The sequence below is a fragment of the Paraburkholderia graminis C4D1M genome, assembly GCF_000172415.1.
Taxonomy (GTDB): domain Bacteria; phylum Pseudomonadota; class Gammaproteobacteria; order Burkholderiales; family Burkholderiaceae; genus Paraburkholderia; species Paraburkholderia graminis.
Genome location: NZ_ABLD01000004.1, coordinates 85,358 through 111,083, shown reverse-complemented (window position 1 = coordinate 111,083; position 25,726 = coordinate 85,358). Strand labels below are relative to the sequence as shown.

The 25,726-nt window shown below is 60.4% G+C and carries 22 protein-coding genes; 20 read left to right on the top strand and 2 right to left on the bottom strand.

What is annotated here, in order from left to right:
- Positions 1-166: 166 nt before the first annotated feature.
- From BGRAMDRAFT_RS08560 to BGRAMDRAFT_RS08545, 4 genes are all read left to right on the top strand, one after another.
- Positions 167-3,517, top strand: coding sequence for a hypothetical protein (locus tag BGRAMDRAFT_RS08560; protein ID WP_157140595.1), 3,351 nt, complete (start codon positions 167-169; stop codon positions 3,515-3,517).
- Positions 3,507-3,962, top strand: coding sequence for a response regulator (locus BGRAMDRAFT_RS34460; protein WP_006048310.1), 456 nt, complete (start codon positions 3,507-3,509; stop codon positions 3,960-3,962). The genes BGRAMDRAFT_RS08560 and BGRAMDRAFT_RS34460 overlap by 11 nt, the downstream gene beginning before the upstream one ends.
- A complete protein-coding gene (locus BGRAMDRAFT_RS34455) occupies positions 3,962-5,140 on the top strand; it encodes a response regulator (protein WP_006048309.1) in 1,179 nt (392 codons plus the stop codon). The genes BGRAMDRAFT_RS34460 and BGRAMDRAFT_RS34455 overlap by 1 nt, the downstream gene beginning before the upstream one ends.
- Before the next feature lie 550 nt (positions 5,141-5,690).
- Positions 5,691-5,978, top strand: a complete 288-nt coding sequence (locus BGRAMDRAFT_RS08545; RefSeq protein WP_006048308.1) for a DUF1330 domain-containing protein — start codon at positions 5,691-5,693, stop codon at positions 5,976-5,978.
- A 59-nt stretch (positions 5,979-6,037) separates the two neighbouring features.
- Here BGRAMDRAFT_RS08545 and BGRAMDRAFT_RS08540 read toward each other — a convergent pair whose 3' ends face one another.
- Positions 6,038-6,805 (bottom strand): transposase, encoded by a 768-nt coding sequence (locus tag BGRAMDRAFT_RS08540; RefSeq protein WP_006048307.1) that lies wholly within the window; start codon positions 6,803-6,805, stop codon positions 6,038-6,040.
- Positions 6,806-7,208: 403 nt separating this feature from the next.
- Here BGRAMDRAFT_RS08540 and BGRAMDRAFT_RS08535 point away from each other — a divergent pair, with 403 nt between their 5' ends.
- The 16 genes from BGRAMDRAFT_RS08535 to BGRAMDRAFT_RS08460 all read left to right on the top strand — a co-directional run bounded on the left by BGRAMDRAFT_RS08535 (position 7,209) and on the right by BGRAMDRAFT_RS08460 (position 24,291).
- Positions 7,209-8,516 carry an MFS transporter gene (locus BGRAMDRAFT_RS08535; RefSeq protein WP_006048306.1) on the top strand — a complete coding sequence of 436 codons (1,308 nt, stop codon included), beginning with the start codon at positions 7,209-7,211 and terminating at the stop codon, positions 8,514-8,516.
- Between the two features lie 315 nt (positions 8,517-8,831).
- A complete protein-coding gene (locus tag BGRAMDRAFT_RS08530; RefSeq protein WP_006048305.1) occupies positions 8,832-9,557 on the top strand; it encodes an ABC transporter permease in 726 nt (241 codons plus the stop codon).
- Between the two features lie 2 nt (positions 9,558-9,559).
- A complete protein-coding gene (locus tag BGRAMDRAFT_RS08525) occupies positions 9,560-10,678 on the top strand; it encodes an ABC transporter ATP-binding protein (protein WP_006048304.1) in 1,119 nt (372 codons plus the stop codon).
- The gene (locus BGRAMDRAFT_RS08520) at positions 10,675-11,412 is read left to right on the top strand and encodes an ABC transporter permease (RefSeq protein ID WP_006048303.1); all 738 of its coding nucleotides are present in this window, start codon (positions 10,675-10,677) and stop codon (positions 11,410-11,412) included. Before BGRAMDRAFT_RS08525 ends, BGRAMDRAFT_RS08520 begins: the two co-directional genes overlap by 4 nt.
- A gap of 35 nt (positions 11,413-11,447) precedes the next feature.
- On the top strand, positions 11,448-12,344 hold the full coding sequence (locus tag BGRAMDRAFT_RS08515; protein WP_006048302.1) for a glycine betaine ABC transporter substrate-binding protein: 897 nt from the start codon (positions 11,448-11,450) through the stop codon (positions 12,342-12,344).
- A gap of 35 nt (positions 12,345-12,379) precedes the next feature.
- On the top strand, positions 12,380-13,258 hold the full coding sequence (locus BGRAMDRAFT_RS08510) for a nitrilase-related carbon-nitrogen hydrolase (RefSeq protein WP_006048301.1): 879 nt from the start codon (positions 12,380-12,382) through the stop codon (positions 13,256-13,258).
- Positions 13,259-13,271: 13 nt separating this feature from the next.
- Positions 13,272-14,462, top strand: coding sequence for an acyl-CoA dehydrogenase family protein (locus BGRAMDRAFT_RS08505; RefSeq protein WP_006048300.1), 1,191 nt, complete (start codon positions 13,272-13,274; stop codon positions 14,460-14,462).
- A gap of 18 nt (positions 14,463-14,480) precedes the next feature.
- Entirely contained in the window at positions 14,481-16,082 is a 1,602-nt protein-coding gene (locus BGRAMDRAFT_RS08500; RefSeq protein WP_006048299.1) for a class I adenylate-forming enzyme family protein, read from the top strand.
- A gap of 2 nt (positions 16,083-16,084) precedes the next feature.
- A complete protein-coding gene (locus BGRAMDRAFT_RS08495) occupies positions 16,085-16,885 on the top strand; it encodes a crotonase/enoyl-CoA hydratase family protein (protein ID WP_006048298.1) in 801 nt (266 codons plus the stop codon).
- A gap of 106 nt (positions 16,886-16,991) precedes the next feature.
- Positions 16,992-18,074 (top strand): GlxA family transcriptional regulator, encoded by a 1,083-nt coding sequence (locus BGRAMDRAFT_RS08490; protein ID WP_232292237.1) that lies wholly within the window; start codon positions 16,992-16,994, stop codon positions 18,072-18,074.
- A gap of 64 nt (positions 18,075-18,138) precedes the next feature.
- Positions 18,139-18,540 carry a hypothetical protein gene (locus BGRAMDRAFT_RS08485; RefSeq protein WP_006048296.1) on the top strand — a complete coding sequence of 134 codons (402 nt, stop codon included), beginning with the start codon at positions 18,139-18,141 and terminating at the stop codon, positions 18,538-18,540.
- 140 nt (positions 18,541-18,680) lie between these two features.
- Positions 18,681-19,061: a response regulator transcription factor gene (locus BGRAMDRAFT_RS08480; protein ID WP_006048295.1), complete on the top strand. Its 381-nt coding sequence runs from the start codon at positions 18,681-18,683 to the stop codon at positions 19,059-19,061.
- A 228-nt stretch (positions 19,062-19,289) separates the two neighbouring features.
- Complete coding sequence (locus tag BGRAMDRAFT_RS08475; protein ID WP_052303190.1) at positions 19,290-21,491, top strand: sensor histidine kinase; 2,202 nt, start codon at positions 19,290-19,292, stop codon at positions 21,489-21,491.
- Complete coding sequence (locus BGRAMDRAFT_RS08470; RefSeq protein WP_006048293.1) at positions 21,481-22,152, top strand: response regulator transcription factor; 672 nt, start codon at positions 21,481-21,483, stop codon at positions 22,150-22,152. Before BGRAMDRAFT_RS08475 ends, BGRAMDRAFT_RS08470 begins: the two co-directional genes overlap by 11 nt.
- 46 nt (positions 22,153-22,198) lie before the next feature.
- Positions 22,199-22,876: a heavy metal response regulator transcription factor gene (locus BGRAMDRAFT_RS08465; RefSeq protein WP_006048292.1), complete on the top strand. Its 678-nt coding sequence runs from the start codon at positions 22,199-22,201 to the stop codon at positions 22,874-22,876.
- Positions 22,876-24,291, top strand: a complete 1,416-nt coding sequence (locus BGRAMDRAFT_RS08460; protein WP_006048291.1) for a heavy metal sensor histidine kinase — start codon at positions 22,876-22,878, stop codon at positions 24,289-24,291. The genes BGRAMDRAFT_RS08465 and BGRAMDRAFT_RS08460 overlap by 1 nt, the downstream gene beginning before the upstream one ends.
- Here the strand turns inward: BGRAMDRAFT_RS08460 and BGRAMDRAFT_RS08455 are convergent.
- Entirely contained in the window at positions 24,266-25,720 is a 1,455-nt protein-coding gene (locus BGRAMDRAFT_RS08455) for an efflux transporter outer membrane subunit (RefSeq protein WP_006048290.1), read from the bottom strand. The genes BGRAMDRAFT_RS08460 and BGRAMDRAFT_RS08455 overlap by 26 nt on opposite strands.
- Positions 25,721-25,726: the final 6 nt, after the last annotated feature.

Sequence of the window (25,726 nt, the reverse complement as noted above, 5' to 3'; positions counted from 1 at the left end):
GCTTAGGATTTCCACGGGTTACAACGACAGACGTATGCAAGGATATCTGTTCAGCGACGACGCTATAATGTCGTCGGTTGGTCCAGTCGGAGTTAAAAAGCGATAGCTGCTACCATCCCTCTGTCATCCTGAATCGAACGGGTACGTTCTTGCATAGCGTGAGAAAATGAGAAAGAAAAGAAGAATTCCGACATTGAATAGGCCAAAAGATGCATTTTCAATGCTAAATAATCCGCTTGCAAGACAATTCATGACAAGCGATGCGTACATAGCAAACGCCCGGAAGTTCATGTTTCATTATCGCGGAACTGATTTCAAAGAACGTTTGGCGAGAATGTTGAAAGATCAAGCATTCCGTGAGGCATTTAATGCTTTTAGCATCAACATCGAAACCTTAGGTAGCAAGCAAAGGTTCGCAGACAACCTCTCTTTCGAGCGTTGCCTGGATCTCTACGAGGCCGTATTCAAAGATCGTGCACACGTCCTGTCGACGTTCGCCTCATTTCGAGATCAATTTGAAAGAGAATTTCTTTGTGGCGACTATAATTCAGCACAAGAAACACTTGAGCGGGCGAAGGATGAGATCGGCGAGTCATTCTGGTATTTACGCAGTAAAATCTTAGTCTTTGTCTATCAAGATAGGCTTGACGAATTAACCACATTCTGCGAAACCTCAAAGAAGCGCCGCAACGGTGCTTTGATCTCCTATCTCATCAATCGAGCATATCTCCTGACGCAGTCCAATGAGACCGCAATGCATTTGCAGGGATTGCTCGCCTCCGATATTAACGAGTTGCGTCAAGGCAGTTCCGCGCCGTTCGCTGGATTTTTAACTTTTCTTTTTGCTCCAGACCCGCTCATCCAGCATATCGATTACACGGAATGTCTTCCGGTGTTTTCAATGTTGACCGTGGTCGATCAATACCACGCACTTGTTGATCTTCTGCCGCGGCTGTTCGTCGCCTCGCCTACTTTCAGTTATTCAGAAGAGCAACTAAGTTTAGCCAATGCATTCTTGAGTGAGGTGCGCCGCCATGTTTCTGATCCACTCATTCATCGAGACTTTTTCGGCGCATCGCTGGCGCCGTCAAAATTGACGGAATACGAGTCTCTGTTATGCGATCGGTATGATGAGGGGCGATATCAAGACGTCATAGACCTGTATCTCGCGGAGCTATCAAGCTTCTCCAACGCCATTGCTTTCATAAATCTTGTCGCTAAGTCCATCGCGTATGGCGCCTGTGTGCCAGCGAACGTCAACAATCCACTGTTGACGTTCGCAACGCACTTGGCCGCCGTGTACCGGCTCGATAGCACCCAAGGTAACATGCGATCTGCAATCGCTACCGACATTATCAAGCTGCGCGGTTTTACTCGAAGTTCCCACTTTCAGTTGATGGTCTACAAGGCGACCCCTTACCTTTTCGACGCGGCGTACCGTAGGTACGCCGCGGCGTTGGCACGTTCAACGGACGACAAGTTCACGCCGTTAGCGGCCACAATGTCCTTGGAAGATGGAACACTTTCTGTTGCAAGAGCTCGATTTGGCCAGAATGCCGACGTTCCTATATATCGCAGCACCAAGCAGCGGATCGTCCGTTTGGCAGAGTCAAGGGCTGCACGCATTCTGGTGGAGAGTGAACTCGAGAACTACCGAAGAGAAACACCATTAGAGAAAGACTACATCGAACTCACCTCTTCGTACTTAGCGAGTGTCGGGGATTTTGTAACGCTCGTTTCCGTGGCAGCAGAGATTCTCGCTCGCGAACCAAATAGTCATATTTGCTTTCCTATGAGCGCGTTAATAGCGGAAGTCGAGACTAAACGCTTAGCATCGCTCGACGCCGTTATCGTAGCGTACGCTTACGCCCGAAACGTGTCGTCCAAGAAAGAGTACGTTCTAAACGAAGTATTCGAAGACTACCTTGCGTCAGAGGGAGTAGAAAAGCCCTCAGAGATACTGACATCTGCTACCACGCTCGACGCGAAGTCGCGACTGTTTTTCACAAAGATATGCACTTCCGAGGTGATGGACTTTTTAAGCTGCTTTAGCAATTCAAACGAACTGCGGATCGAAAGGATTCAAATCCTAGATCGGTTGCGGGAGCTTGGCGCGATGAAAGCGGTTGATCAGACGCGGGAGATTCTTGAGATAGTCGGCCAAACCATTGTTGAGACGAGTATGAGCGATCTCAATGCTAACAAAGTCTATGTTAACTCGACTGCAATCGCTGAACATGTCAAGGATGACGTGCAATCTTTGCTATCGCTTTACGAGATTGCCGATGAGCCAAAGGGGGACACTTTCATACGAGCGCCGAGCATACGAGAAGAGGAGAAAGCTGTGGTTGCAGGAGATCGGAATACCACACTGCTGAAGATACTCACGTTGGTGCGTAGGAAGTTCCTCCTTGATGAGAAACATGGCTTGGATAAGAACCTAAGCGCTGAAATCCGGCACGGCTTTTTTTCAAATCTCATGCGATCCCGTCTTGAGAAAGCACGTCTCATCACGGAAATCGATGAGAAAGGCTCATATAAGAAAAATGAGTTTTGGGCGGAAAAACATGTCTTGTTTAATAAGCGTACCTCTGCCGAGATTGACGCGCATTTGGCATGGTTTTCGAAATCGTTCAATGGACTGATTGCTGAAGCCGAAAGCTGGATGCAAATCACGACTGACAAAGAGACGTCCAACGGGCCGATATTCGATTTTTCAATTTCAGTGAGCGATTTCGAACAGGTGCAGACTGCTGCCAACGCGGCGCGCGAGCCAGAAAAGCTAATTGACGCGATAATGGCCTTCCTGTGGGAGCGGACCGAAACGTGCCTCTATGCTATGCGCTCTCGATTGAACAGCGTCTTTCAACCGAAAGTGGATGACCTGTTCGAGCAACTGTCAGATCGAATAAGCCGCGACAGAGGCGGCGCAGCTGCGGTTGAACTGACTAACACGATCACCCAAGTCCGAAGCGATATCAAAGAAGACATTCTGACCGTTACTGGATGGTTCAAACGGAACCAAAATCCCTATCTGCGGGACCACTCCCTAAGCTCTTTGGTTGAGATCTCTGTGCGTTGTTTTCAGCTTATCAAGACGATCGTACGGCCAATTTCCATTGATCTGCCACTGGACTTTTCTTCGCCTACCATACATGGCGGGGGGGTTAAGCCGTTCGTTGTTGGGATGATTAACCTTTTGGACAACTGCTATAGACGAAGTGGTTTTGGGCCTGACACAGAGGTCAAAATTGCAGGGGCAGTCGTCAAAGATCGTTACGTAATATCGATCTCAAATTCTTTGACGCCTGACAGACAGGCTGCCCTAACTTGCGAGTACATCGACGAGTTGAAGTCTCGGATGGCTAGTCCCGATCATCTGAACTTGATGCGTGTGGAGGGCGGCTCAGGAACGAGTAAGGCATATCATCATTTCAAGATCGCCGATACTGCGCTGGATTTAAACCTTTGTGTCGAGGATCGTCAATTTGTGGCGGAGGTTACTTATGTCAATTGATATCATGTTGGTCGAAGACAATGAGCATAAGCGGGAACGTGTACGCTCCCTAATCAGAGAGGTGCTGCCTGATGCCATTCTATACGAGGCAGCCTCCTACGCTTCGGGGTGTCAATTGGCGGAGTCGCGAGAGTACAGACTGATAGTACTTGATATTAGTCTTCCTACTTATGAGCGCGCGGCCGGAGAAAATGGCGGAAGATTTCGTCCCTTTGGTGGACAAGAGATTGCTCGTAAGATTCTGAGACGTGGAACTAGAGCCCGAATATTGTTTATTACGCAATATCAAGCATTCAGCGATCGTGGCAATTCTTTTACTTTTGAGGATCTCGGTAAAAGCTTATCGAGCGAGTGTGGTGACAATTTTCTCGGTTTGGTCTATTTCGACAGCTCAAAAAGCTCCTGGAAACTCGAAGTTGAAAAGAAATTAAAAGACTTAAAATAATGCACATTCTTATCGTCGATGATGATGAAATTCGCGCCGCTTCGCTTTCCAAATATCTTGTTGCTAACGGATGCGCAACCGATGACGAAGTTGTACATGTAACGTGTCTGGACGATTCCAAGAGGGCTCTTCGCAATATACATTTTGATGCCATGCTTCTAGATGTAGTGATCCCAAAAAGGAGGCCCGAAAGTCCGTCACGAGAGCACAGCATAAACCTCCTGGAGCAGTTATCAAGAGGGGCTAATGGGCTGCGCAAACCGCAGAAGATCATTGGCATTACATCGCACACGAGCGACCTTGGAAACTTCCAACAGCTTTTTTTAGATTATTGCTGGACAGTCGTCGAGGCGCCGGCGAATTCCGACGAATGGAAGCCACGGATCTGTAAGGCCCTGAACTATACCGCTGGAGCGGAACTTGGTCGCATCATAGATGCTAACCCCACTCATGTCCTCACAGTGCATGGGATCAGAACGTTTGGGGCGTGGCAAAGTAAATTGAAGAGAGTTGTACGAGAGCATGTGGGCGGAGTGGAATTCCATACTTACCGATACGGTTACTTTTCGGCTTTCGCATTGCTTCTACCATTTTTCCGAACTCGAGAGGTCGACCGATTCTATCGGCATCTATGTCAGTTCTTAGAGGTGCACCCGGACAAAGAGTTAGTCATCTTCTGTCACAGCTTCGGAACGTTCATCGTCAGCAATGCCCTCAAGCGTATGCTCCAGACAGAACGCCTTGTGCCAGTTCGTACTATTGTTCTTGCCGGCAGTGTGCTTCCATCACGTTTCGATTGGTCGTTTGCATTGGCATCCAAACGACTTAGAATTGTGAACGAGTGTGGGATAAAAGATTACGTGCTGTGCTTGTGCGATGCTCTTGTTCCGCTTCTTGGGATGGCTGGTCGTACAGGATTTCATGGCATCAACAACCAGAATTTTGTTAATCGGTTTTTTATTGGCGGCCACGATCTATACTTCAAAGATACAAGTTTTTTCCAGCGCTATTGGCTCCCGCTTATCAATCCTACGCAGCCGATTCCCGATGTCGACGAACGAAATCCAAACGAACTTGTCAATGGATTCTTTGAGAAGGCTATATCGATTCTTTCGAAGTCGAAGGAAGTGCTCTACGTAATTGTCATCGTTTGCGTGCTGCTTCACTTCATTTTCTAATGCCGCCTAAACCGGTCCGACGGTGACTCGTGGAAACCACACACCTCTGGTAACGCCGTCGTTGAGTCGTGAGAGCGAGCGGATGGACGAACCGATGACAGATTGCAAACTGTCTATCATGCATCTTCGCCTACCCAAAATCGAATGCTTCCAAGTTTGTCAGCTAGTCGCTTTCAGTGGCGCAGGTTTTGTGTTCGGCACCGTCGCCAATCATTCACATTGCTGACGTCGAATCTGGTGCGCTCCAGCGTCGGCAAAGGCCGACAACTCGTCAAGGGCCTCATCCTGCGAACGGCTGCTGTAGCCCGGAACGCGCCACACGGGCCGCAATGTGTCGACCGGCAGCAACGGGTCGATATGCGTCCGCCGCCAGCACGCATATCGTATAACGCCTCACCTCCTACCGCCTCACGACCACCCGTCTACGAACCCCCGGCATCCCTCCACCCCAACCACCACCACCGCCACCACCCCCACCACCCCCCGAGCCCCGCCACAATTTCATGGCATCATCGTATCCGCCTCTATTCCACGCTCAGGAGCGTACGCCATGCCGACTTATATTGTCTTCACGAAGGAAAGCACGCAGGCTCAGGACGAGCTCGACATCTACCAAAGCGAGGTGGGCGAGACCTTCAAAGGTCATCCCGTGAAGATTCTGGCTGCATACGGACCTCAGCAGGTCCTCGAGGGTGACGCGCCGGAGGGCGTCGTGATTGTCGAGTTTCCGTCGACTGAGACCGCGCGTGCGTGGTACGACAGCCCTGCGTATCAGGAAGTCGCACAGCATCGATTCAAGGGCGCCAAGTATCGCGCCGTTCTCGTGGAAGGCGTGTAAGAAAGGGCGGCGACGCGCGGGGTCGTGGACCTCAGCGGGCGATCACCACAATCGCGGCCTCACGTTGGCTGCGATAGTTCGACACTCGCTCCTCGCTCCTGTTTCTTTTCATTCGTCCGATGCGCGACGGCGCGCGTCGCGCGCACCTTCGGCTGCCGGTCGCGTAGCAACAGCGGCATCAAACGCCGATTCGCGGTCTGTGCCGCCCACTCGCAGTACGCGGCGCCGCCGAGCACCCAGCCTTCGAGCGTCGACTGCATCAGGTTATTGACCTCGTGATCGTCAAGACGCTGCGCGGCCAGATTGCGATAAGCCTCGTGGCGCTCGATCGGCGTATCGCCGAGCGCCCGGTGGACCGGATGCTCCTTGATGAACCTGTCGATACGCAGCCCGACGTGGTGCGCATAGCTCGACCACGGGTATTGTCCTGGCTCAGCCGCAAGGCGGTTGCGCACCGGCGCATGATCGATGACGTGGCTCGCGAGCAGAAAGTATCGCTCGGGCTCGATCACTGTCGCCGAGTACCCGCCACGCCAGATCATGCCGCGGCGTCCGTGGCGTCGGTTGAAGGTCTCGGCATAGCGGCGGCTGACCGCTTGCATCGCCATCGCCAGGCTCGACTCATAGGAAGGCGTGACCAGCAGCTGTACCGCGTCGGGCATCAGGACCCACGCGTGGACGGCCAGACCGGCGACGCGCGCTGCGTCTGCGAGGCAGGCGATGAAGTACAGATAGTCGCCTTCGTCCAGGAACGCGTGCCCCGTGAACCCCTGCAAGATAACGTGCTGCGGTTGTTCTGGAATGTAGTGCCGTGCAAGCCGTGTCATGCTGAATTAACCGGAAATCCGATGTGAAAAAGCGATCCGACCGGAGTCGAACGTGTGGCAGTGTGTGACCTGCCTATGGGACGAAATTCTATCGGCGGTCTGCTTGCGTTTACGTGCCGAACAGGCCTTTTTTCCGGCCTCTTTTCATTGATTTGCCGATCGCAGCCGGTGTCCCTTTCGTGCCGCCGAGCAAAGAGCGGCGCCGCGTTTCACACCGCTTGAGGCTCCGGTGTCTGGACCCGAAGGCGCGCAGCGCGATGAAGCGCGAAACATAATGTCGTTATGCTGCTAACCGACGTCGCATTCGCGATATGCCGGCGAGGCGGCGGACCGCTACATTCGGAACTCGAAAGCCCCAACGTCGCTAAACGGTGCCGCGCAGGACGAACGAGACTCAGCACGAATGAAACAGGCACCGGAACCGGCTGTGTGTCAACCAACGGGCGCGTCCTCTTTAACGGACCTGCTACCGCTCGCCGATTGCGGAGAAAGGGCCGCGCCCCTCACTGCCGCTGTCGAGTCACGCGAGCCGGCCTTTGGAAGCTTGCGCTCCACCGCGGTCCTGCTTTTCGGCTACGCGATTCTTATCACCGGCAACGGCCTGCTTGGCACGCTCATCTCGCTGCGCCTCTCGCAGCAGCAGGCGCCGTCGATCGTGATGGGCGTGGTGCAGTCGGCGTATTACGTTGGCTTCCTGTTCGGCGCGCTGTACGGCGGCGCGCTCATCGCGCGGGTCGGTCATCACCGCGCGTTCGTGACATTGGCTGCGTCGTCGGCATGCTGCGCGCTCGGCTATGCGGTGTGGAGCGCGGCCTCGATGTGGGTGGCCTTGCGCTTCGTAACGGGCTTCTGTCTCGTCGGCATCTTTACGATCGTCGAAAGCTGGTTGCATCAGGTCGCGACGAACGCTCAACGCGGCCGCGTATTTTCGGCTTATCTGATCACCAATTATCTCGGCGTGGGCACCGGACAGTTCCTGATCGGGCTCGCGGACCCCGGCGGCTTCGAACTCTTCAGCGCGGTCGCCGCTTTGTTCGCGGCGTCCCTGATTCCCGTCGCGCTGGCAGGCACCGCGCCCGCACCCGCCCACGCGCTCGACGCGGCCGCTGCGTCCTGCGGCTCTCGCCTCGCGCGCGGACTGTCGGGGCTGCAGACCATCTACCGTTGGGCGCCGCTCGGCGTGCTCGCGTGTCTGTCGGCGGGTGTGCTCAATAGCGCGTTCTATACGATGCAGCCGGTGTTCATGCGACGCCTCGGCTATCCGGTGCCGGAGGTGTCGCATTTCATGGGCTTCGCGCTGCTGGCCGCGCTGGTGCCGCAATGGCCCGTCGCACGGCTCGCCGACCGCTTCGATCGACGCAAGGTGCTGTTGTGTCTCGCAGTCATCGCCGGATTGCTGAGCGTGCTGTTGTTCGTGTTGCGCGACGGCGCTCTGGTCCGGGCCTTCGGCTATCTGTATGTGGCGGTGGCCTTCTCGATGTACGGCGTCGTGACCTCGTATGTGAACGACTGCATTCCCGCCGATCAGCGCATCGCCGTGAGCGCCGGCCTTCTGCTGATCTTCTCCGTCGGCGCGAGCGCCGGCCCGACTCTCGCCTCCGCGACGATGGCGCTCGCGGGTCCGGCGGGGCTTTATCTGTTCACCGCGCTCGTCACAGGCGCGCTTGCCACGTTCACGCTACGCAGCGTCTTGCGCCGGCAGGAAAGCTGACGCAAAGCCGCACGTGATCGCGGGCGGCCTCGCCAACCATGCGCTTAGTTGCCCGCCGGTTTGCCCGCCGCCAGCGCCTCTTCTCGCTTCTTCCTGATTCAGTCACCGCACCGACCTGTCGCTTAAAGGACGGGGATAACCCTTAGCGATGCATAGCCCGTTCCCCGTGCCGCAAGGGAAACGCACCACAGCGAAATCGCGATGTCGCTTCCGTGACAAACGACGTCGAATGCAGATGAAGGGTTCCGGGTTTTGTCCGGATATCTTTGCCCGGTGGCGAAGCACACGGACACGCAACAGCGGAACGGAGACAACGTGGATACCCTTGCTTTCATGATCGACAACCTTGCGTCGATCATCAGGCTCACCGTTGAGCACATCGAGATCGTCGGGGTTGGCGTCGGTTTCGCCATTCTCACCGGCGTGCCGCTCGGCATCGCGATCACGGCCAATGAGCGCGCCGCGAGAGTGGTGTTGTACCTCGCGGCGATTCTGATGACTATTCCGTCAGTCGCGCTATTCGGTCTGATGATTCCGGTCCTGTCGTTGATCGGCCAGGGCATCGGCTTTCTGCCGACGGTCATCACGCTCTTCCTTTATTCGCAACTGCCGATCGTGCGCAACACGTACACGGCGATCACCAACATCGATCCGGCGCTGCGCGAAGCGGCGCGCGGCATCGGCATGACCACGCGCCAGCGTCTGTGGAAAGTCGAGATCCCGATTGCGCTGCCGATCATCATGGCGGGCGTGCGCATGGCGGTGGTGATCAACGTGGGCATTGCCGCCGTCGCCGCCTATATCGGCGCGGGCGGCCTCGGCAAGCTGATCAGCCGCGGCATCTCGCAGTCGGACCCGCGTCAGCTGATTGCCGGCGCGATTCTCGTGAGCGTTCTCGCGATCGCCGCCGACTATGGCCTCGGCTGGGTGCAGCGTCTGTTGACGCCGAAGGGCCTTCGCAGCCCGTCGCGTACCGGCAGGCTTGCAGTGCGTCTCGGCGCGTGGGCGTCGTTCCGTAAATCTCCTCATCACGCGCAATAACCATGATCAAGCTCTCCAGCATCTCGAAGCGCTATGAAGGCGCCAGCGCCCCGGTGGTCGACGGCATCGACATGGAAGTCGGCGCGGGTGAAATCTGCGTTTTGCTCGGCCCGTCGGGCTGCGGCAAGACGACCACGCTGAAAATGATCAACCGTCTGATCCAGCCGACTTCGGGAAAGATTTTCATCGACGGCCGCGATACGGACGAGTTCGAAGTCGTCGAATTGCGCCGCCAGATCGGCTATGTGATCCAGCAGATCGGGCTTTTTCCCAACATGACGGTCGAGGAAAACATCAGCGTCGTGCCGCGTCTGCTCGGCTGGGACAAGACGAAAGCGAAGCGCCGCGCGGCCGAATTGCTGGAGATCGTCGCGCTCGATCCGTCGATCTATTTGTCGCGCTATCCGAAGGATCTGTCCGGCGGGCAGCAGCAGCGCGTCGGCGTCGCGCGCGCACTGGCAACCGATCCGCCCGTCATGCTGATGGACGAACCGTTCGGCGCGATCGACCCGATCAATCGGGAGCTGATCCAGGACGAGTTTCTGCGCATCCAGCAGCAGGTCAAGAAGACGATCATGTTCGTGAGCCACGACATCGACGAAGCCGTGAAGATGGCCGACCGCATCGCGATCTTTCGCGCAGGCCGGCTCGAACAGTTCGATACGCCGGACACGATTCTCGCGAGGCCCGCGAGCCCGTTCGTCGCCGGCTTCGTCGGCGCGGACCGGGCATTGAAGCGGCTGCGCCTCGTGCGCGCAAAAGACGCTTTGTCCGCCTGCGAGTGCGCCGCGCGGGTAGGCGACAGCAGCGTGCGAGCGCGGGCGCTGCTCGAGCGGCACGGCGTCGAGCAGATCGTGTTGCTCGATGCCGCAGGCAAGCCGCAAGGGTATTTCGGCGCGGCGGAACTCGCGGCAATAGACGGCACGCTGACGGCGGCGCATGCCAGACCCATGCGCGGCGTGGCGCGCGATTGCGACGATCTGCGCAGCGTGATTTCGTCGATGTTCGCGCTCGGGCAAGCATGGCTGCCCACCGTCGACGACGAGGGCCGCTTCGTCGGCTACGTGAACCAGGCGCATATCGTCGACATGTTGCGTTTGCCCGCGGAGGTCTGCGCATGAAAAACATGAGAACACTGCTTTCACGCTGCGCAGTCCTCTTCGCGTGCGCTGCGCCGCTGCAGGCCCGCGCGGACAACTGGCACAACTGGCTCGCGTCGATCGCGCAATATCGCAGCGATATCGTCTATCAGTCCATCGCGCAGATGACGATGGTCGCCATCGCGGGCAGCCTCGCGATCGTCGTCGCGGTGCCGCTCGGCATCTATCTGAGCCGCGAGTCGGGCAAACAGGCTCGCGTCGCTCAGGCACTCATGCAGACGCTCAACATGGGGCAGGCCGTGCCGAAACTCGCGCTGCTCGCGCTCGCCATGAGCGTGCTCGGCATTGGACGATGGCCGTCCATCTTCGCGCTGTGGGTGGCGACGTTGCTGCCCATCGTGCTCAACACGCTCGAAGGTCTGCGCGCGGTTCCGCGTGCGCTGATCGAAGCGGCCACCGGCATGGGCATGACGCCTGCGCAGGTTCTATGGCAGGTGGAATTGCCCAATGCGCTGTACGTGATCTTCGCGGGCATTCGCACCGCGCTCGCCATTACCGTCGGCACCGCGCCGCTCGCGTTTCTCGTCGGCGGCGGCGGGCTCGGTGAACTGATCTTTACCGGCATCGACATGAACGACTTTTCGATGCTGCTGGCAGGCGCTATTCCAACCGCGGTCCTCGCGGTTCTCACAGACGTGCTCGTCGGACAGATGCAGGTGCATCTCGTGTCGCGAGGCGTCGCTTCCCAACGCTAGTTCCATCCCACGCATACGCGTTTTCCGAGGAAATCATGAAGACTACTTTTTTCAAGCGGGCCTGCGCGCTCGTCGCTCTCTCTTTTGCGTCCTCGTGGGCCATCAGTTGCGCGGCGGCCAGCGTGGTGGTCGGCGGCAAGAACTTCACCGAGCAGCAACTGCTCGCCGAAATGACGACGGAGCTACTGCAGGCAAAAGGCTTCACCGTCACGAAGAAGGATGGCCTGGGCAGCGCGGTGCTGCGCTCGGCGCAAGAGAATGGACAGGTCGACGTGTACTGGGAATACACGGGCACGTCGCTCATTACGTACAACAAGATCAATGACCGCCTGTCGCCGGAAGACACCTACAGGAAGGTCAAGGAACTCGATGCAGGCAAGGGCCTGGTATGGCTCGACCCTTCGCGTGCGAACAACACGTACTCGTTCGCGATGAATCAGGACGAAGCGAAGAAGCTGGGCATCGCGACCCTGAGCGATCTTGCAAGGGCGATTAAAGCAGGCAAGACGCTGACCTTCGCGTCCAATTCGGAGTTCTATGCGCGCCCCGACGGGTTGCGTCCGCTGCAAAAGCTGTACGGCTTCGAATTTTCGCAGGACGAGGTCAAGCGGATGGACTCCGGCCTCACGTATCAGGCGCTGAAGGATCGTCAGGTGGATATCGCGCTCGTCTTCGCGACCGATGGCCGCGTGCCCGCATTCAACTTCGTCATTCTGAAGGACGACAAGGGCTTCTTTCCGTCCTACGCGCTCACGCCGGTGATCCGCAAGGCGACGCTCGACGCCAATCCGAAGCTCGGGCCGATCCTCAACTCGCTGTCCGCAAAACTCGACGCACCGACGATGGCGCGCCTGAACGCATCCGTCGACGTGCAGAAGAAATCGTTCAGCGAAGTCTCGCATGATTTCCTGAAGCAAGCCGGTCTGCTGTAACGCACGCGACCCGATCAGATCAGAGAGACGAGAACATGCCTTCGCCTTCCCCCGAAGCGCCGCGAGACGGCGCGCTAAAAGTCGCGGCCGCGCAGATCGACAGTTCGTATGGCGATCTCGACACCAACCTCGGCAAGCATCTGAGCATGATCGACGAAGCGCGCCGGCGCGGCGTCGCGATGCTGCTCTTTCCGGAATTGTCCCTATGCGGCCATAGCGCGGGCAAGGACGCGCTGCAGCTTGCAATGCGTGTCGATCACCCGGCCATTGCGGCGCTTGCGCAAGCGAGCGTTGGTCTCCATACGTCGTTTGGTTTTATCGAAGAAGCGCCTGGTGGCCAGTTCTACAACAGCCAGGCGAGCGTGACGGAAGGCGCAATCGTGCACGTGCATCGCAAGATTCAACTGGCGACCTACGGCAAGCTGCGCGATGGCCTTTATTACGCGCCGGGAGCGGATCTCGGCGCGTTCGGCATCGACCGCGACTGGCGCGTCGCCACGCCGATCTGCAACGACCTGTGGAACCCCGCGCTCGTTCACGACCTGATGTGCGACGGCGTCACGCTGCTCGCCGCGCCGATCAGTTCCGCGCGCGAAGCGGTGGGCGGCGGCTTCGACAATCCGTCCGCGTGGGAACTGAACCTGCGCTTCTATGCGGTCACGTACGGGGTCGCGGTGGTCATGGCGAATCGCATCGGCACCGAAGGCATGCTGCGTTTCTGGGGCGGCTCGCGCATTCTCGATCCGTTCGGCAACACGGTCGCGATGGGCTCGACGACCGACGAAGAACTGGTGGTCGGCGAACTCGACTATGCGGCGCTGCGCGAAGCGCGCTTTCTGCTGCCGACCGTGCGCGATGCACGCGTCTATGCCGCGCGGGGCATCCGCGCGGCTCATTCACCTGTCAATACCTGAAGCGTCGTCTGCCATGCAAGATTTTCTCCTTACCGACGAAGACCGCGCGTTTCGCGCCGAAGCGCGCGCGTTCCTGCAACGCGAACTCGCGCCGCGCGCCGCGGACATAGAAGAGCGCCGCGACTGGGACGCCGTCAAACGCGTGGTGCGCGCGCTCGGTGAAGCCGGCTATTTGCGGCTGATGTTCGCCGACTTGTATCGCGGCTCGCTGACAAAGCCCGGTCTCACGCACGCGACGATCCTCTCCGAGGAAGCGTCCGCTATCAACTATGCGTTTGAGACCACCATCGCCACCGCGCTGAGCTGCGCCTATCCGCTGCATCGTCATGCCAGCAGGGAAGTGCGCGATGCGTATCTCGAACCGATTCTGGATGGCCGCGCGATCGGCGCGATCTGCGTGACCGAGCCCGGCACGGGCAGCGATTCCGCCGACATGCAAACGCGCGTCGAATACGACGCCCGCACCGACGAATGGGTCATCAACGGCTTCAAGCGCTATATCTCGAACGCGTCGGTTGCGGACGTCTATATCGCCTACGGCATCACGCCGCGCGATGGCCTGGAACGGCCGGGCATCACCGCTGTGGCCGTGCCCAAAGACGCGCGCGGCATCAGCTTTCCGCGCAACTATACGTTCATGGGCAGGCACGGCTGCATCGTCGGCGAAGTGAAGTTCGACGATTGCCGGGTCGGCGCGGATCACCTGTTGGGCGTGGCCGGCGAGGGCTTCGCAATCATGCGCGGCATGTTCAATTTCGAGCGCGCGATTCTGGGCGGCTCGGGCCTCGGCGTCGCGCGCAGTGCGTTCGACATCGCCCGTGCGCATGCGCAAAGCCGCAGGACGTTCGGGCAGCTCCTCGGCTGCAAGCAACTGATCTGGGACAAGATCGCGCAGATGAGCTGGCGGATCGACGCCGCCGAACTCCTCACGTATCGCGCCACGAAGATGTACGACGCGGGCGCCGACGGCAAGGCGCTGATGAAGGAAGCGGCCATGGCCAAGCTCGTCGCGACAGAGACGGCGAATTTCTGTGTCAACGAAACCGTGCAGATATTGGGCGGCGACGGTTTGACCAAGGAATACGGCCGCGCCGAACAGCTCTATCGCGACGCGCGCGCGCTGACGATTGTCGGCGGAACATCGGAAATGGCGAAATACCTGATCGCCTCGCGCGATCTCCCCGATCTGAAGATCAACCTCTGAGCGCACTCCATTTCCATCATGCTGACCATTACCTCGCTGTTCGAAAACACGGTCGCGAAGTACCCCGACCGTCTCGCGCTGGTCTGCGCCGACGCGCGCTTGACCTACGCGCAATGGGACGTGCGCGTACGCGGACTCGCGCAGGCGCTGTTCGATCTGGGCGTGCGGCAAACGGATCGCGTGGCCATCTTCCAGAAGACATCCGACGCCACGGCCACCGCGTATCTCGCCTGTCAGTTGCTCGGCGCGATTGCAGTCCCGATGAACTACCGGATGTCCGCGAACGACGCGGCGTTCATTATTCGCGATGCCGGCGCGCGGGCACTGATTTACGACGATTCGATGCAGGCCGTCGTAGCGAAGGTCGAACAGGGCTTGCCCGATCTGCGCATCTATGTGCGTGTGACAGGACACGGCGGCCACGGCGATGAACTTCCCGGCGACGGCGATGCGCCATCGCATCATCACGACTTCGATTCGCTGATAGACGGCACGCGTCATCGCGATGCGCCGCTGCCTCCCGTCACGCCCGAGGACATCTCGGCGCTGGTGTACACGTCCGGCACGACGGGGCGTCCGAAAGGCGCGATCCACACGCATGGCAACGACGTCGCGATCGCCACGAACTGCGTGATGGAATACAGCCTGACGAGCACCGATTCGGCGCTTCATATCGCGCCGCTGTACCACGTCGGCGGCATGCAGGCGTATTTCATGCCGCACCTGATGGTCGGTGCGGCCAACATCGTTCTGCCGCGCTACGATCCCGAGCGCACGCTCGCCGCGATCGGCGAACATCGCATTACGACGCTCTTTGCCGTGCCGACGCAGATCCAGGACATGCTGTTCCATCCATCGTTCGCGCGGACCGATCACAGCAGCCTGCGGATGATTACCACGGGCGGCGCGGCCATTCCCGCTGCAGCGATGCAACGCGTCATCGACGAGTTCTGTCCGAATGTCTACAACGGCTACGGCATGACCGAAGCGAGCCTGACGCTGCTGCTGCATCCACGCGATGCACTGTCGCGCCTCGGGTCGTGCGGCAAGCCGACGCTGATCAGCACCTGCCGCGTCGTGACGAACGATACGGAGCGCGTCGTGCCATCCACGGAAAGCGTGGCGCCTGGCGAAGTCGGTCAACTGATCGTACGCGGCCCGCAACTGGCGCGCGCGTACTGGAACAATCCCGTCGAAACGGCAAAGAAGTTTCGCGACGGCTGGCTCTACACGGGCGATCTCTTCAGCGTCGACGCGGGCGGCTATTTCCACTTTCACGGCCGCGCCGACGACATGATTGTCTCGGGCGGCGAAAACATCTATCCGCGGGAAGTCGAAGAGGTGCTGTATCACTGCCCCGGCGTGCAGGAGGCCGCGGTGATCGGCGTGCCCGATCCGAAGTGGGGCCAGGCGGTCACGGCGTTTGTCGTGCGCAGCGACGCACAGTTGACGGAAGACGCCGTCATCGCGTTTTGCAAGGCGAGCGACGACCTCGCGCCATACAAGCGGCCAAAGAAAATACTGTTCGTGGACCGCTTGCCGCTGAACCCGAGCGGCAAGGTGCTGCGCCGCGAACTGGCTGCATCGGTCGCCGAAGAACTTCTGCGCACGGGAACCTGAACATGAACGAACCGGTACTTTACGAACTGGACGGTGGCGTCGCTACGATCACGCTGAACCGTCCTGCAACGCGCAATGCACTCACCGAAATGGAAGTGGTCGACGCGCTGGTAGCGAGCCTCGCGCGCGCGCAAGCCGATCTGAGCGTCCGCGCGATCGTGCTGACGGGCGCGGGCCCGGCATTCTCCTCAGGCGGCAACATCAAACACATGCGCGACGAGCTCGGCACGTTCGCCGGCAACGCGGCACGAATACGCGAGAACTACCGGCGCGGCATTCAACGCATTCCGCGCGCGTTTCATGAACTGGACGTGCCTTGCATCGCCGCGGTGAACGGACCGGCGCATGGCGCGGGCTGCGATCTCGCGCTGATGTGCGATATCCGTATCGCCGCAGAAAGCGCGCTGTTCGCGGAGAGCTTCGCCAAGGTCGGCATCATTCCTGGCGACGGCGGCGCGTGGCTGCTGCCGCGTGCAATCGGTCTTTCGCGCGCCGCGGAAATGATTTTCACGGGCACGCCTATCGATGCCCAATGCGCGCTCGCGTGGGGGCTCGTCTCGCGGGTGGTGCCGGACGCGGAACTGCTGGCCGCGGCGAAGGAACTGGCGGCGCGAATCGCCGTCAATCCGCCCAACGTGCTGCGCATGAGCAAGCGCCTGATCCGCGAAGGACAGCGGATGGACCTGCCGAGCCTGCTGGAACTCTCGGCGGCTTTTCAGGGCATCGCGCATCGCACCGAGGATCATCGCGAGGCGCTCGCCGCGACTTTCGAAAAGCGTCCGCCGAACTACACCGGCGATTGAGGCGGGCCCGATAGCGCTTGCGCACTCATGCGGCGATGGACCGGCGCGGCCCGATATGCGACAGTTTCCTCACCTTGGCCAATCCAGCATGGACATGCGCAGGAAAATGAACGATGAGGGTCCGCAACCGGCTTCCGCCCGCAGTCAAAAGTGGCCGGTGGCGGGAGAGGGCGCACTGGCCGCCGCACTCGCCGCCGCGCCCACGGAAGGCACGGCGGATTCGAGCCGGGAGCGACGGCCCGACACGGAACGCATCGGCTTTTTCCTCGTACCCAACTTCTCGATGATGGCGCTCAGCTCCGCGAGCGAGCCGCTGCGCGCGGCTAACCGGGTGAGCGGCAAGCCGCTGTATAGCTGGCATCTCATCAGCGCCGACGGCGAGCCCGTGTCGTCGAGTTCCGGATTTTCGCTGCAGCCTGAATCCGCAATGACCTCGTCGATTGCCGTGGACCAGTTGTTCGTGGTGGCGAGCATCGGTGTGGAGAACTACCGCAACGAGCGGGTGTTCGACTTTTTGCGCCGCTATGCCGCGACAGGCAAACCGCTCGGCGGCGTGAGCCTCGGCACGATGATCCTCGCGCGCGCCGGGCTGCTCGACAAGCGGCGTTGCACGATTCATTGGGAAGCGTTGAAAGCGCTCGCCGACGAGTTCCCTTCGCTCGCGGTCACGCGCGACCTCTATTGCATCGACGGCGACCGGCTGACATGCGGCGGCGGCACCGCGGCGATCGATCTGATGCTGGACGTGATCGCGCGCGCGCATAACCACCGGCTCGCCGCCGATGTCGCCGATCAGTTTCTGCATACGCGGATTCGCGCGTCGCAGGAAAGCCAGAAAATGGCGATCCAGTGGCGCTACGGTATCGAGGACCGGCGCATCGTCAATGCGATCACGCTGATGGAGCAGAACATAGAGCGCCCCGTTCCTGTGCAGACGCTCGCCTCGCTGGTCGGTATCTCGCCTCGCCAGTTCGAGCGCATGTGGCTCAAGCATTTCGACATGGGACCGTCGCAGTTCTATCTGGGCGTGCGCCTGAAGGCGGCGCAAAAGCTCCTGCATGAATCGACCGCTTCGATCTTCGACATTGCGATGCAGTGCGGGTTTGCCAGCGCTTCGCATCTGGGGCGGTGTTATCGGAAGGTCTTTGACGTTACGCCGGGACAGGAACGTAACGTCAAGGGGAAGTGAAGCTGCCGTTGCGAGTGTAGTATTCCACCGTATATTGGCGTCGGCCGTGACAAGGGCATCGATCATGTCAAGCGAGTGGAAGCGCCGCATCAGGCTGTTTATCCAGCGTTTCTGGCAGCCCACAAGCGCATGCATGACGTGCATGCCGGGTAGCTGGGGCAACATCATGAGCCTTGTCCACTGGACGATTGCATTCCGGACCGGTTTGCTCACCGGGCTCCTGGCCATACTTCTGACTTTCACACCTGCAGCGAAACTCTACGGGCATCGTTACGGCAATGCGCTTGTCGTCGGCGTGCTGACAACGATAGGCGACGCCTACTCGCACGCGAGTCACTACCCAATCCCCTACGTCGAGCACATCCTGACGGGGGCTATTTCAGGTCTTCTGGCGCTGGTTGCGTCATATCTTTTCGAAGACCGCGCGCGTCGTGTGCGGCAGGTGTGGGCGCGGCTTTTCGGATAGCAACGCCGACTCCACGCACCCACCCTATACACACATATAATTTTCCCGGCAGGCTTTTCTCCCTAAGATGGGAACACCTGAACGGCGGGCGAAGCAACAGCGTGCCGCCGTAACCGCATGTATGGCAGAGGATCAGTCGCTTGCATTCCCATCCGATAGCTTCGATTATCGACGACGACGAATCCGTCCGTATCGCCACATCGAGTCTGGTTCGTTCGCTGGGTTGGGACGTGCGGCTCTATGCGTCGGCCGAAGATTTTCTCGCCTCCGGCCAGATCGCGGATGTCGCGTGCGTCATCTCCGACGTCCAGATGCCGGGCATGAGCGGGCTTCAGTTGCAACGCCGTCTGATCGACGACGGAATCACGCTGCCGGTCATCTTTATCTCCGCTTTCGCATCGGACGCGGTGCGCCGCCAGGCGTTGGACGATGGCGCGCTGTGCGTGCTGAGCAAACCCGTCGATGGCGCGGCGATATTGCGTTGCCTCGAAACGCTGCAGGCCGAACGCGGGGAGCCTTGATTAAGGCTTCGTCGGGAAGGGACTTAACGGTTGGATACCGAAAAACTCAGATAAGATAACTGCCGGATTAAATGGGTCGGCGTCCCGCGTGTCTGACTTCGATGCGCCGTTATGGCGGCGCGAGACAGGGTCCCCGGTACTCGTCAACGAACGTTTACCTCGAATGCCTATGCCAGCATCGCCTCGTTTCGTCTCCCTCCTTCTCGCGCGGCGCGCTCAATCGCCGACATGATATTTCGCTCACGCGCCGACGAACCGATGCGGCATGACCCACGCGTGTTGTCCGTTCTCGCGGCGGCAGTCGCGTTGGTCGTATTCCTGATCGACGCATTCACGCCACTCGATATTGCGATCGCCGTGCTGTACGTGGTCGTGGTGTTGCTCGTCGCGTCGACGAGTTCGCGGCCCGCTGCGATTCTCACGTCATGGGGTTGCGTGGCGCTCACGGTGATCGCCTTTGCAATGTCCCACGACGAGCACTACTCGGGCGGCCCCGTTGCGCGCTGTCTTGTGAGCCTGCTCGCGATCGCGACGGCGTCGGTGCTCGCGCTGCGCAATCAGAAGAGCACGGCGACGCTGCAGGAGCAGTTGCAGTTACTCGATCTGACGCATGACGCGATTGTCGTCTACGACATGAACGATCTGATCACGTTCTGGAATCAGGGCGCGGAACAACTCTACGGATGGACCACGCAACAGGCGATCGGCCAACCGGTGCATGAGCTGACGCAAACGCGCTCGTCGGTCTCGCTCGACGAAATTCGCCGCGAGTTGTTGCGTTCCGGGCGCTGGCAAGGCGAACTGCAGCATGTGCGCAATGACGGCACAACGGTCGTCATTTCGAGCCGCTGGGCGCTGTGGCGCGACGCGAAGGGCAAGCCGCGCGCCGTGCTCGCCACCAACAACGACATTACCGTTCGCAAGCAGATGGAAGGCGAGTTGCGGCGCCAGAAGGACGAATTGCGCGCGACCATCGACGCGATTCCAGGCATGGTCTGGAGTTCGTCGAGCGATGGGCGGCTCGTCTTCATCAACCGTCGCTGGAACGAACTGGGCGTGACGTGCGTGGAGAACGACGGCGACATCTGGCGCTCGATTGTTCATCCCGACGACTACGGCGCGATGCAGCGCGCCTGGCGCGAAGCCATTGCAACGGGTGCGCCGTTCGAAAGCGTGTCGCGCATCCGGCACAGCGACGGCGTCTACCGGTGGATGCATATCGGCGCCGAACCGCTGCGCGATAGCGCCGGCAAAATCTTGCGCTGGTATGGCGTGAACACCGATATCGAAGAACGCAAACAGGCCGAGCAGGCGCTCGCGCGCAGCGAGGCGTTTCTGTCCGACGCGCAGCGTTTGAGCCGCACCGGCAGCATCGCGACGAAACTGCCCGGCGGCGAGATGTGGTGGTCCGACGAAACGTATCGGATCTTCGACTATTCGAAAGACGTCGCGCCCAGCTTCCAATTGATCCTCGCGCGCGCGCATCCGGAAGACATCGCGCTGATGAGGCAGGCTTATCAGCAGAGTCTCGCGGGCGTGCCGTTGATTGATCTCGAACATCGCCTCGCGATGCCCGATGGAAGCGTCAAGCACGTGCACTACGTCGCGCGTCTCGCCGCACCGCAATCGGCGAATCCCGAATACGTCGGCGCGCTGATGGACGTGACCGAACGGCGGGCGGCGCAGGAAGCGCTCGACCGCTCGACGGCCGAACTCGCGCACGTCACGCGTGTGACGATGCTCGGTGAACTGGCCGCGTCGATCGCGCACGAGGTCACGCAGCCGCTTGCGGCGATCGCCACGTGCGGCGACGCCGCGCTGCGCTGGCTGAACCGTCCGCAGCCCGATCTGAAGGAAGTCGGTCAGTCGATTAACCAGATGATTCACGACGCGCGGCGCGCGAGCGATGTGATCCGCCAGATACGGTCGATGGCGCAAAAGCGCGATCCGAGCCACGCGGTGCTCGATCTGAACGCTATAGTGAGAGAATCCATCGAACTCGTGCGGCGTGAACTGGATGCGCACCGCGTCGAAGTGGATGCCGATTACGCGAGTCCCGCGCCGTCGGTGTGCGCCGACCGCGTGCAGTTGCAGCAGGTCGTGATCAACCTCGTGATGAACGGCGTGCAGGCGATGTCGGGCATCACGGCACGGCCGCGGGAATTGCGGATTCGCACGCGCTCTTTCGACGCGCGGCACGCATTGGTGGTCGTGGAAGACTCCGGCACGGGCATCAGCGAAGAGAACGCCGGGCGGCTTTTCAACGCATTTTTCACGACGAAGGCGGAAGGCATGGGAATGGGACTGTCGATCTGCCGCTCGATTGTCGAGGCGCACGGCGGCCGGATCTGGGCGGAATCTCAAGAGGGAAAGGGTGCCGTGATGCAGTTCGTTCTGCCGCTCGATGAGGCAAAGCGCAATGAGTACTGAACCGGTCAACGCGACTAGCGCGATGGTTTATGTCGTCGACGACGACGCGTCGATGCGCGAAGCCGTCAGCATGTTGCTGCGCTCCGTCGGCTTGCGCGTTGAACTGTTCGCGTCCGCGCAGGAATTCCTCGCGTTCCCGAGACCGGACGTGCCGAGCTGTCTGATTCTCGATGTACGGCTCAAAGGGCAAAGCGGCCTCGCCGTGCAGGAACAGATTGCCGCGGGCGAATTGCGCGTGCCGATTATCTTCATGACCGCGCACGGCGATATCGCGATGTCGGTCAAGGCAATGAAGGCCGGCGCGATGGACTTTCTCGCCAAGCCGTTTCGCGATCAGGACATGCTGGACGCCGTGGCGAGTGCGCTCGGCAAGGACGAGGAACGGCGCGAAGCGGACCGCTCGGTCGCGGACCTGCGCCGCCGCTACGCATCGCTCACGCCGCGCGAGCGCGAAGTGATGGCCTTCGTCGCGAGCGGCCTGATGAACAAGCAGATTGCCGCCGAAATGAACCTGAGTGAGATCACCGTCAAGATTCACCGCGGTCAGGCGATGAAGAAGATGGAGTCGCGCTCGCTGGCCGATTTCGTGCTGAAGGCCGAAGCGCTCGGCGTCAAACCGCCACAAGGCACGACTACGCCACCGCGCATTCAGCGCGGTTAAAGCGCGTCCAAGCGCGTCCAAGTGCGTTCAAGCGCCGGAGCCTGTCATGCGAATCCTGATTATCGAAGACGAACCGAAAACGGGCGCCTACCTGAAAAAGGGCCTTGAAGAATCGGGCTATTCCGTCGACGTCGCGAATGACGGCGCCGATGGTCTGCTGCTCGCGCAGGAACAGGACTACGACGTGATCGTGCTCGACGTGATGCTGCCGACCATGGACGGCTGGGCCGTGCTGAAAGTCCTGCGCGCCACGCGCACCACGCCCGTGCTGTTCCTCACCGCGCGCGACGACGTGAGCGACCGCGTGCGCGGTCTCGAACTCGGCGGCGACGACTATCTCGTCAAGCCGTTCGCGTTCGTCGAACTGCTCGCACGCGTACGGACGCTGGCGCGACGCGGCCCACCGCGCGAAAGCGAACTGCTGAAAGTGGGCGATCTGGAAATCGACGTGAACCGTCGGCGGGTGCGCCGCGGCAACACGCGCATCGATCTGACGCCGCGTGAATTCTCGCTGCTGCAACTGCTCGCGCGCCGTCAGGGCGAAGTGCTGAGCCGCACGCAGATCGCATCGTATGTGTGGGACATGAACTTCGACAGCGACACGAACGTGGTCGAAGTGGCGATTCGCCGGCTGCGCGCGAAGATCGACGACGACTTCCCGGTCAAGCTGATACAAACGGTGCGCGGCGTCGGCTACGTGATCGAATTGAAAGAGACCGATTGATGGCGGCGCGCTCGCTGACCACCACGCTTGCGCTTGCCTTCGCCGGAACGACGTTGATGGTGTTTGCGCTGGTCGGCAGCGTGTTGTATTTCGCGCTCGACCGCGAGGTCAAGCAGCAGGACGATCTCGACATCGTGCTGATCGCGCGCCATACGCGGCGTCTCGCGCAGGAAATCGCGACGCTTGCCGATTTGCGCGCCCATGAAGACCGGCTGACGAGCCAGGTGCTGGGCAATCTCGCGATGTCGATGGAAGTGCGCGGCCCCGACCGCAAGCTCGTGTTCGAGCACAACACGGCGGGCATCGCCGATCCGGCCGTGCCGTCGCCGACCCTGGCGAATCCGCTTGGCGCGTCGCAGCGTATCGCTGAGACCAGCATCGAGGAATGGCACAACGCGCGCGGCGTGCCTGTGCGCGGGCTCGCAGCGGATGCGGTGCTGGGCGACGGCACGCCCGTCACGCTGGTCATCGCGCGCAATATGACGGACCGCTGGCGTCTGCTGGATTACTATCGCGAGCGTCTTTATGGCGCGGGCCTGGCCGGCATGCTGCTCGCATTCCTGATGAGCTGGATGCTGGTGCGCGAGTCGCTGAAGCCTTTGCGCGAGATGGCGGGCAAGGCCGCGACGATCACCGTCGACAAGCTCGACACGCGCATAAAAGTCGATAACGTACCGAGCGAACTCGCCACGCTGGTCGTCTCGCTGAACGCGATGCTCGACCGGCTGCATGGCGGCTTTCAACGCATGTCGCAATACACGGCCGATCTCGCTCACGATCTGCGCACGCCGCTCGGCAATCTGCGCGGCTCGACCGAAGTCGCGCTCGCGCGTCCGCGCTCCGCCGACGAGTATCAGTCGCTGCTCGCATCGAATCTCGAGGAATGCGAGCGGATCTCGCGCATGATCGAAAGCGTGCTGTTTCTCGCGCGCGCCGAGCATCCGCAGTTCGTTACGACGTTGAGCGAACTGGATGCCGCGAAGGAACTCGCGCGCATCGCCGAGTACTTTGAAGGCGTCGCCGACGATGCCGGCGTGCATCTGCAAGTGACGGGCGGCGGCCGCGTCCATGCCGACGCCGAGTTGTTCCGCCGCGCGGTCAGCAATCTGCTCGCCAACGCGATCCGCTATACGCCGCGTAACGGCACGATCACACTCGACGCGCAGGATACGCCGCACGGCTTGCGCGTGACCGTCGCGAATCAGGGTGCGCCGCTCGACCCTTCGTTGCTCGAACGCATCTTCGACCGTTTCTATCGCGTCGATCCTTCGCGCAAGAGCGATCCCGAGTCGACGGGTTCGACGGGACTCGGGCTCGCCATCGTGCGCACCATCATGGAGTTGCACGGCGGTTCGGCGCACGCCGAAAGCGACGCACAGAGCACGCGCTTCATTCTGACCTTTGCGCATCGGTAAGCGTCGCGCGATCCCAGCCGCCGCCTAGCGCCTTCAACAACTGCACGCTCGCATCGATGCGGCGCGCGTCGATCTGCTCGGCCGTGCGCTCGTTGGTGAGCGCGATGGTCTGCGCCGTGACGACATCCAGATAGCTGACGGCGCCGGCCTGATAGCGGTTCGTCGTGAGCTTCAGCGCGAGTTCCGCCGCTGATGTCGCACGCTGCTCGCTATCGGCTTCACTGGCGAGCGTGGTCAGCGCCGAGAGGTTGTCCTCCACTTGCTGAAACGCAACCAGCACCGTTTGACGGTAATCGGCGACCGCGCCGTCATACTGTGCGTTCGCGCCTTTGAGCGCGGCATCGCGGCGGCCGCCGTCGAATAGCGTGCCGGCGAGTTGCGAGCCGATCGACCAGAAGAGGCTCGGCGCGGTAAGCCACGGCGCGAAGAACGTGCTTTCGAGTCCCGCTGTGGCCGAAAGCGTCAGGTCCGGATAGAAGGCCGCATGCGCCTCGCCGATCTGCGCATTGGCCGCGGCGACGCGCCGCTCGGCGGCGGCGATGTCGGGTCTGCGTTCGAGCAATTGCGACGGCAGTCCCGCGGGGATCTGCGGCAGCGCAATGTCGCGCACCTGTTGCGGCAGCGCGAACGACGAAGCGGGCACGCCGATCAGCGTCGCAATCGCGTGTTGCAACTGCGCGCGTTGCACGTCGATATCGCTGTCCATCGTGCGCGTGCTTTCGAGTTGGGTCTGAGCTTGCGCGACGGCGGAGGCATCGATGGCTCCGTCGTTCAACTGCTGCTGCACGATCTTCAATGCAGCGGTGTACGCGGTGACGGAATCGTCCAGCAGTTTCTTTTGCCGGTCGAGCGAGCGCAGATCGAAGTAGTCGAGCGCGAGATCGCTTGCGATGGAGAGGCGCACCGATTCCAGATCAGCCTCGCTTGCCTGCGCATTGTCGCGTGCGTTGACCGTTGCATCCTTCACGCGGCCGAACAGGTCCGGCTCCCAGCTCGCCGACACGCCGACCGAATAATCGGGCACCGTCTTGCCCGCGAGCGAATGGCCGAGGACGTTCTGCGACAAACGCGCGCGCGATTGCGCGGCGCCGGCGGTGATCGTCGGCGCATAGCCTGCGCGTTGATAGTCGACCATCGCGCGCGCTGCCTGCAACTGCGCCACTGCCTTGGCCACGGTCTGATTGGACACATCGACGCGGGCTTCGAGACGGTTCAGTTCGTCGTCGTTGAAGAGCGTCCACCAGGGGCCGCGCGGCTGTGCATCGGCCGGAGCCGCGACAGCCCAGCCGGGCGCGGCCGTGCCTGCATAGTGATCGGGCACATCGACAGAGGGATTCGTGTAACGAGGCAGCGTCGAGCACGCAGTCAGCGCGCACGCAACGCCGATTGCAAGGTTCCTGCGAATGGATGCGACGGGTACGTTCAGCATGATGAT

Bases quoted from the DNA above. Each gene is read 5' to 3' on its own strand.
- BGRAMDRAFT_RS08560 (WP_157140595.1), top strand. From the start codon at position 167: ATGAGAAAGAAAAGAAGAATTCCGACATTGAATAGGCCAAAAGATGCA.
- BGRAMDRAFT_RS34460 (WP_006048310.1), top strand. From the start codon at position 3,507: ATGTCAATTGATATCATGTTGGTCGAAGACAATGAGCATAAGCGGGAA.
- BGRAMDRAFT_RS34455 (WP_006048309.1), top strand. From the start codon at position 3,962: ATGCACATTCTTATCGTCGATGATGATGAAATTCGCGCCGCTTCGCTT.
- BGRAMDRAFT_RS08545 (WP_006048308.1), top strand. From the start codon at position 5,691: ATGCCGACTTATATTGTCTTCACGAAGGAAAGCACGCAGGCTCAGGAC.
- BGRAMDRAFT_RS08540 (WP_006048307.1), bottom strand. From the start codon at position 6,805: ATGACACGGCTTGCACGGCACTACATTCCAGAACAACCGCAGCACGTT.
- BGRAMDRAFT_RS08535 (WP_006048306.1), top strand. From the start codon at position 7,209: ATGAAACAGGCACCGGAACCGGCTGTGTGTCAACCAACGGGCGCGTCC.
- BGRAMDRAFT_RS08525 (WP_006048304.1), top strand. From the start codon at position 9,560: ATGATCAAGCTCTCCAGCATCTCGAAGCGCTATGAAGGCGCCAGCGCC.
- BGRAMDRAFT_RS08520 (WP_006048303.1), top strand. From the start codon at position 10,675: ATGAAAAACATGAGAACACTGCTTTCACGCTGCGCAGTCCTCTTCGCG.
- BGRAMDRAFT_RS08515 (WP_006048302.1), top strand. From the start codon at position 11,448: ATGAAGACTACTTTTTTCAAGCGGGCCTGCGCGCTCGTCGCTCTCTCT.
- BGRAMDRAFT_RS08510 (WP_006048301.1), top strand. From the start codon at position 12,380: ATGCCTTCGCCTTCCCCCGAAGCGCCGCGAGACGGCGCGCTAAAAGTC.
- BGRAMDRAFT_RS08505 (WP_006048300.1), top strand. From the start codon at position 13,272: ATGCAAGATTTTCTCCTTACCGACGAAGACCGCGCGTTTCGCGCCGAA.
- BGRAMDRAFT_RS08500 (WP_006048299.1), top strand. From the start codon at position 14,481: ATGCTGACCATTACCTCGCTGTTCGAAAACACGGTCGCGAAGTACCCC.
- BGRAMDRAFT_RS08495 (WP_006048298.1), top strand. From the start codon at position 16,085: ATGAACGAACCGGTACTTTACGAACTGGACGGTGGCGTCGCTACGATC.
- BGRAMDRAFT_RS08490 (WP_232292237.1), top strand. From the start codon at position 16,992: ATGAACGATGAGGGTCCGCAACCGGCTTCCGCCCGCAGTCAAAAGTGG.
- BGRAMDRAFT_RS08485 (WP_006048296.1), top strand. From the start codon at position 18,139: ATGTCAAGCGAGTGGAAGCGCCGCATCAGGCTGTTTATCCAGCGTTTC.
- BGRAMDRAFT_RS08475 (WP_052303190.1), top strand. From the start codon at position 19,290: ATGATATTTCGCTCACGCGCCGACGAACCGATGCGGCATGACCCACGC.
- BGRAMDRAFT_RS08470 (WP_006048293.1), top strand. From the start codon at position 21,481: ATGAGTACTGAACCGGTCAACGCGACTAGCGCGATGGTTTATGTCGTC.
- BGRAMDRAFT_RS08465 (WP_006048292.1), top strand. From the start codon at position 22,199: ATGCGAATCCTGATTATCGAAGACGAACCGAAAACGGGCGCCTACCTG.
- BGRAMDRAFT_RS08460 (WP_006048291.1), top strand. From the start codon at position 22,876: ATGGCGGCGCGCTCGCTGACCACCACGCTTGCGCTTGCCTTCGCCGGA.
- BGRAMDRAFT_RS08455 (WP_006048290.1), bottom strand. From the start codon at position 25,720: ATGCTGAACGTACCCGTCGCATCCATTCGCAGGAACCTTGCAATCGGC.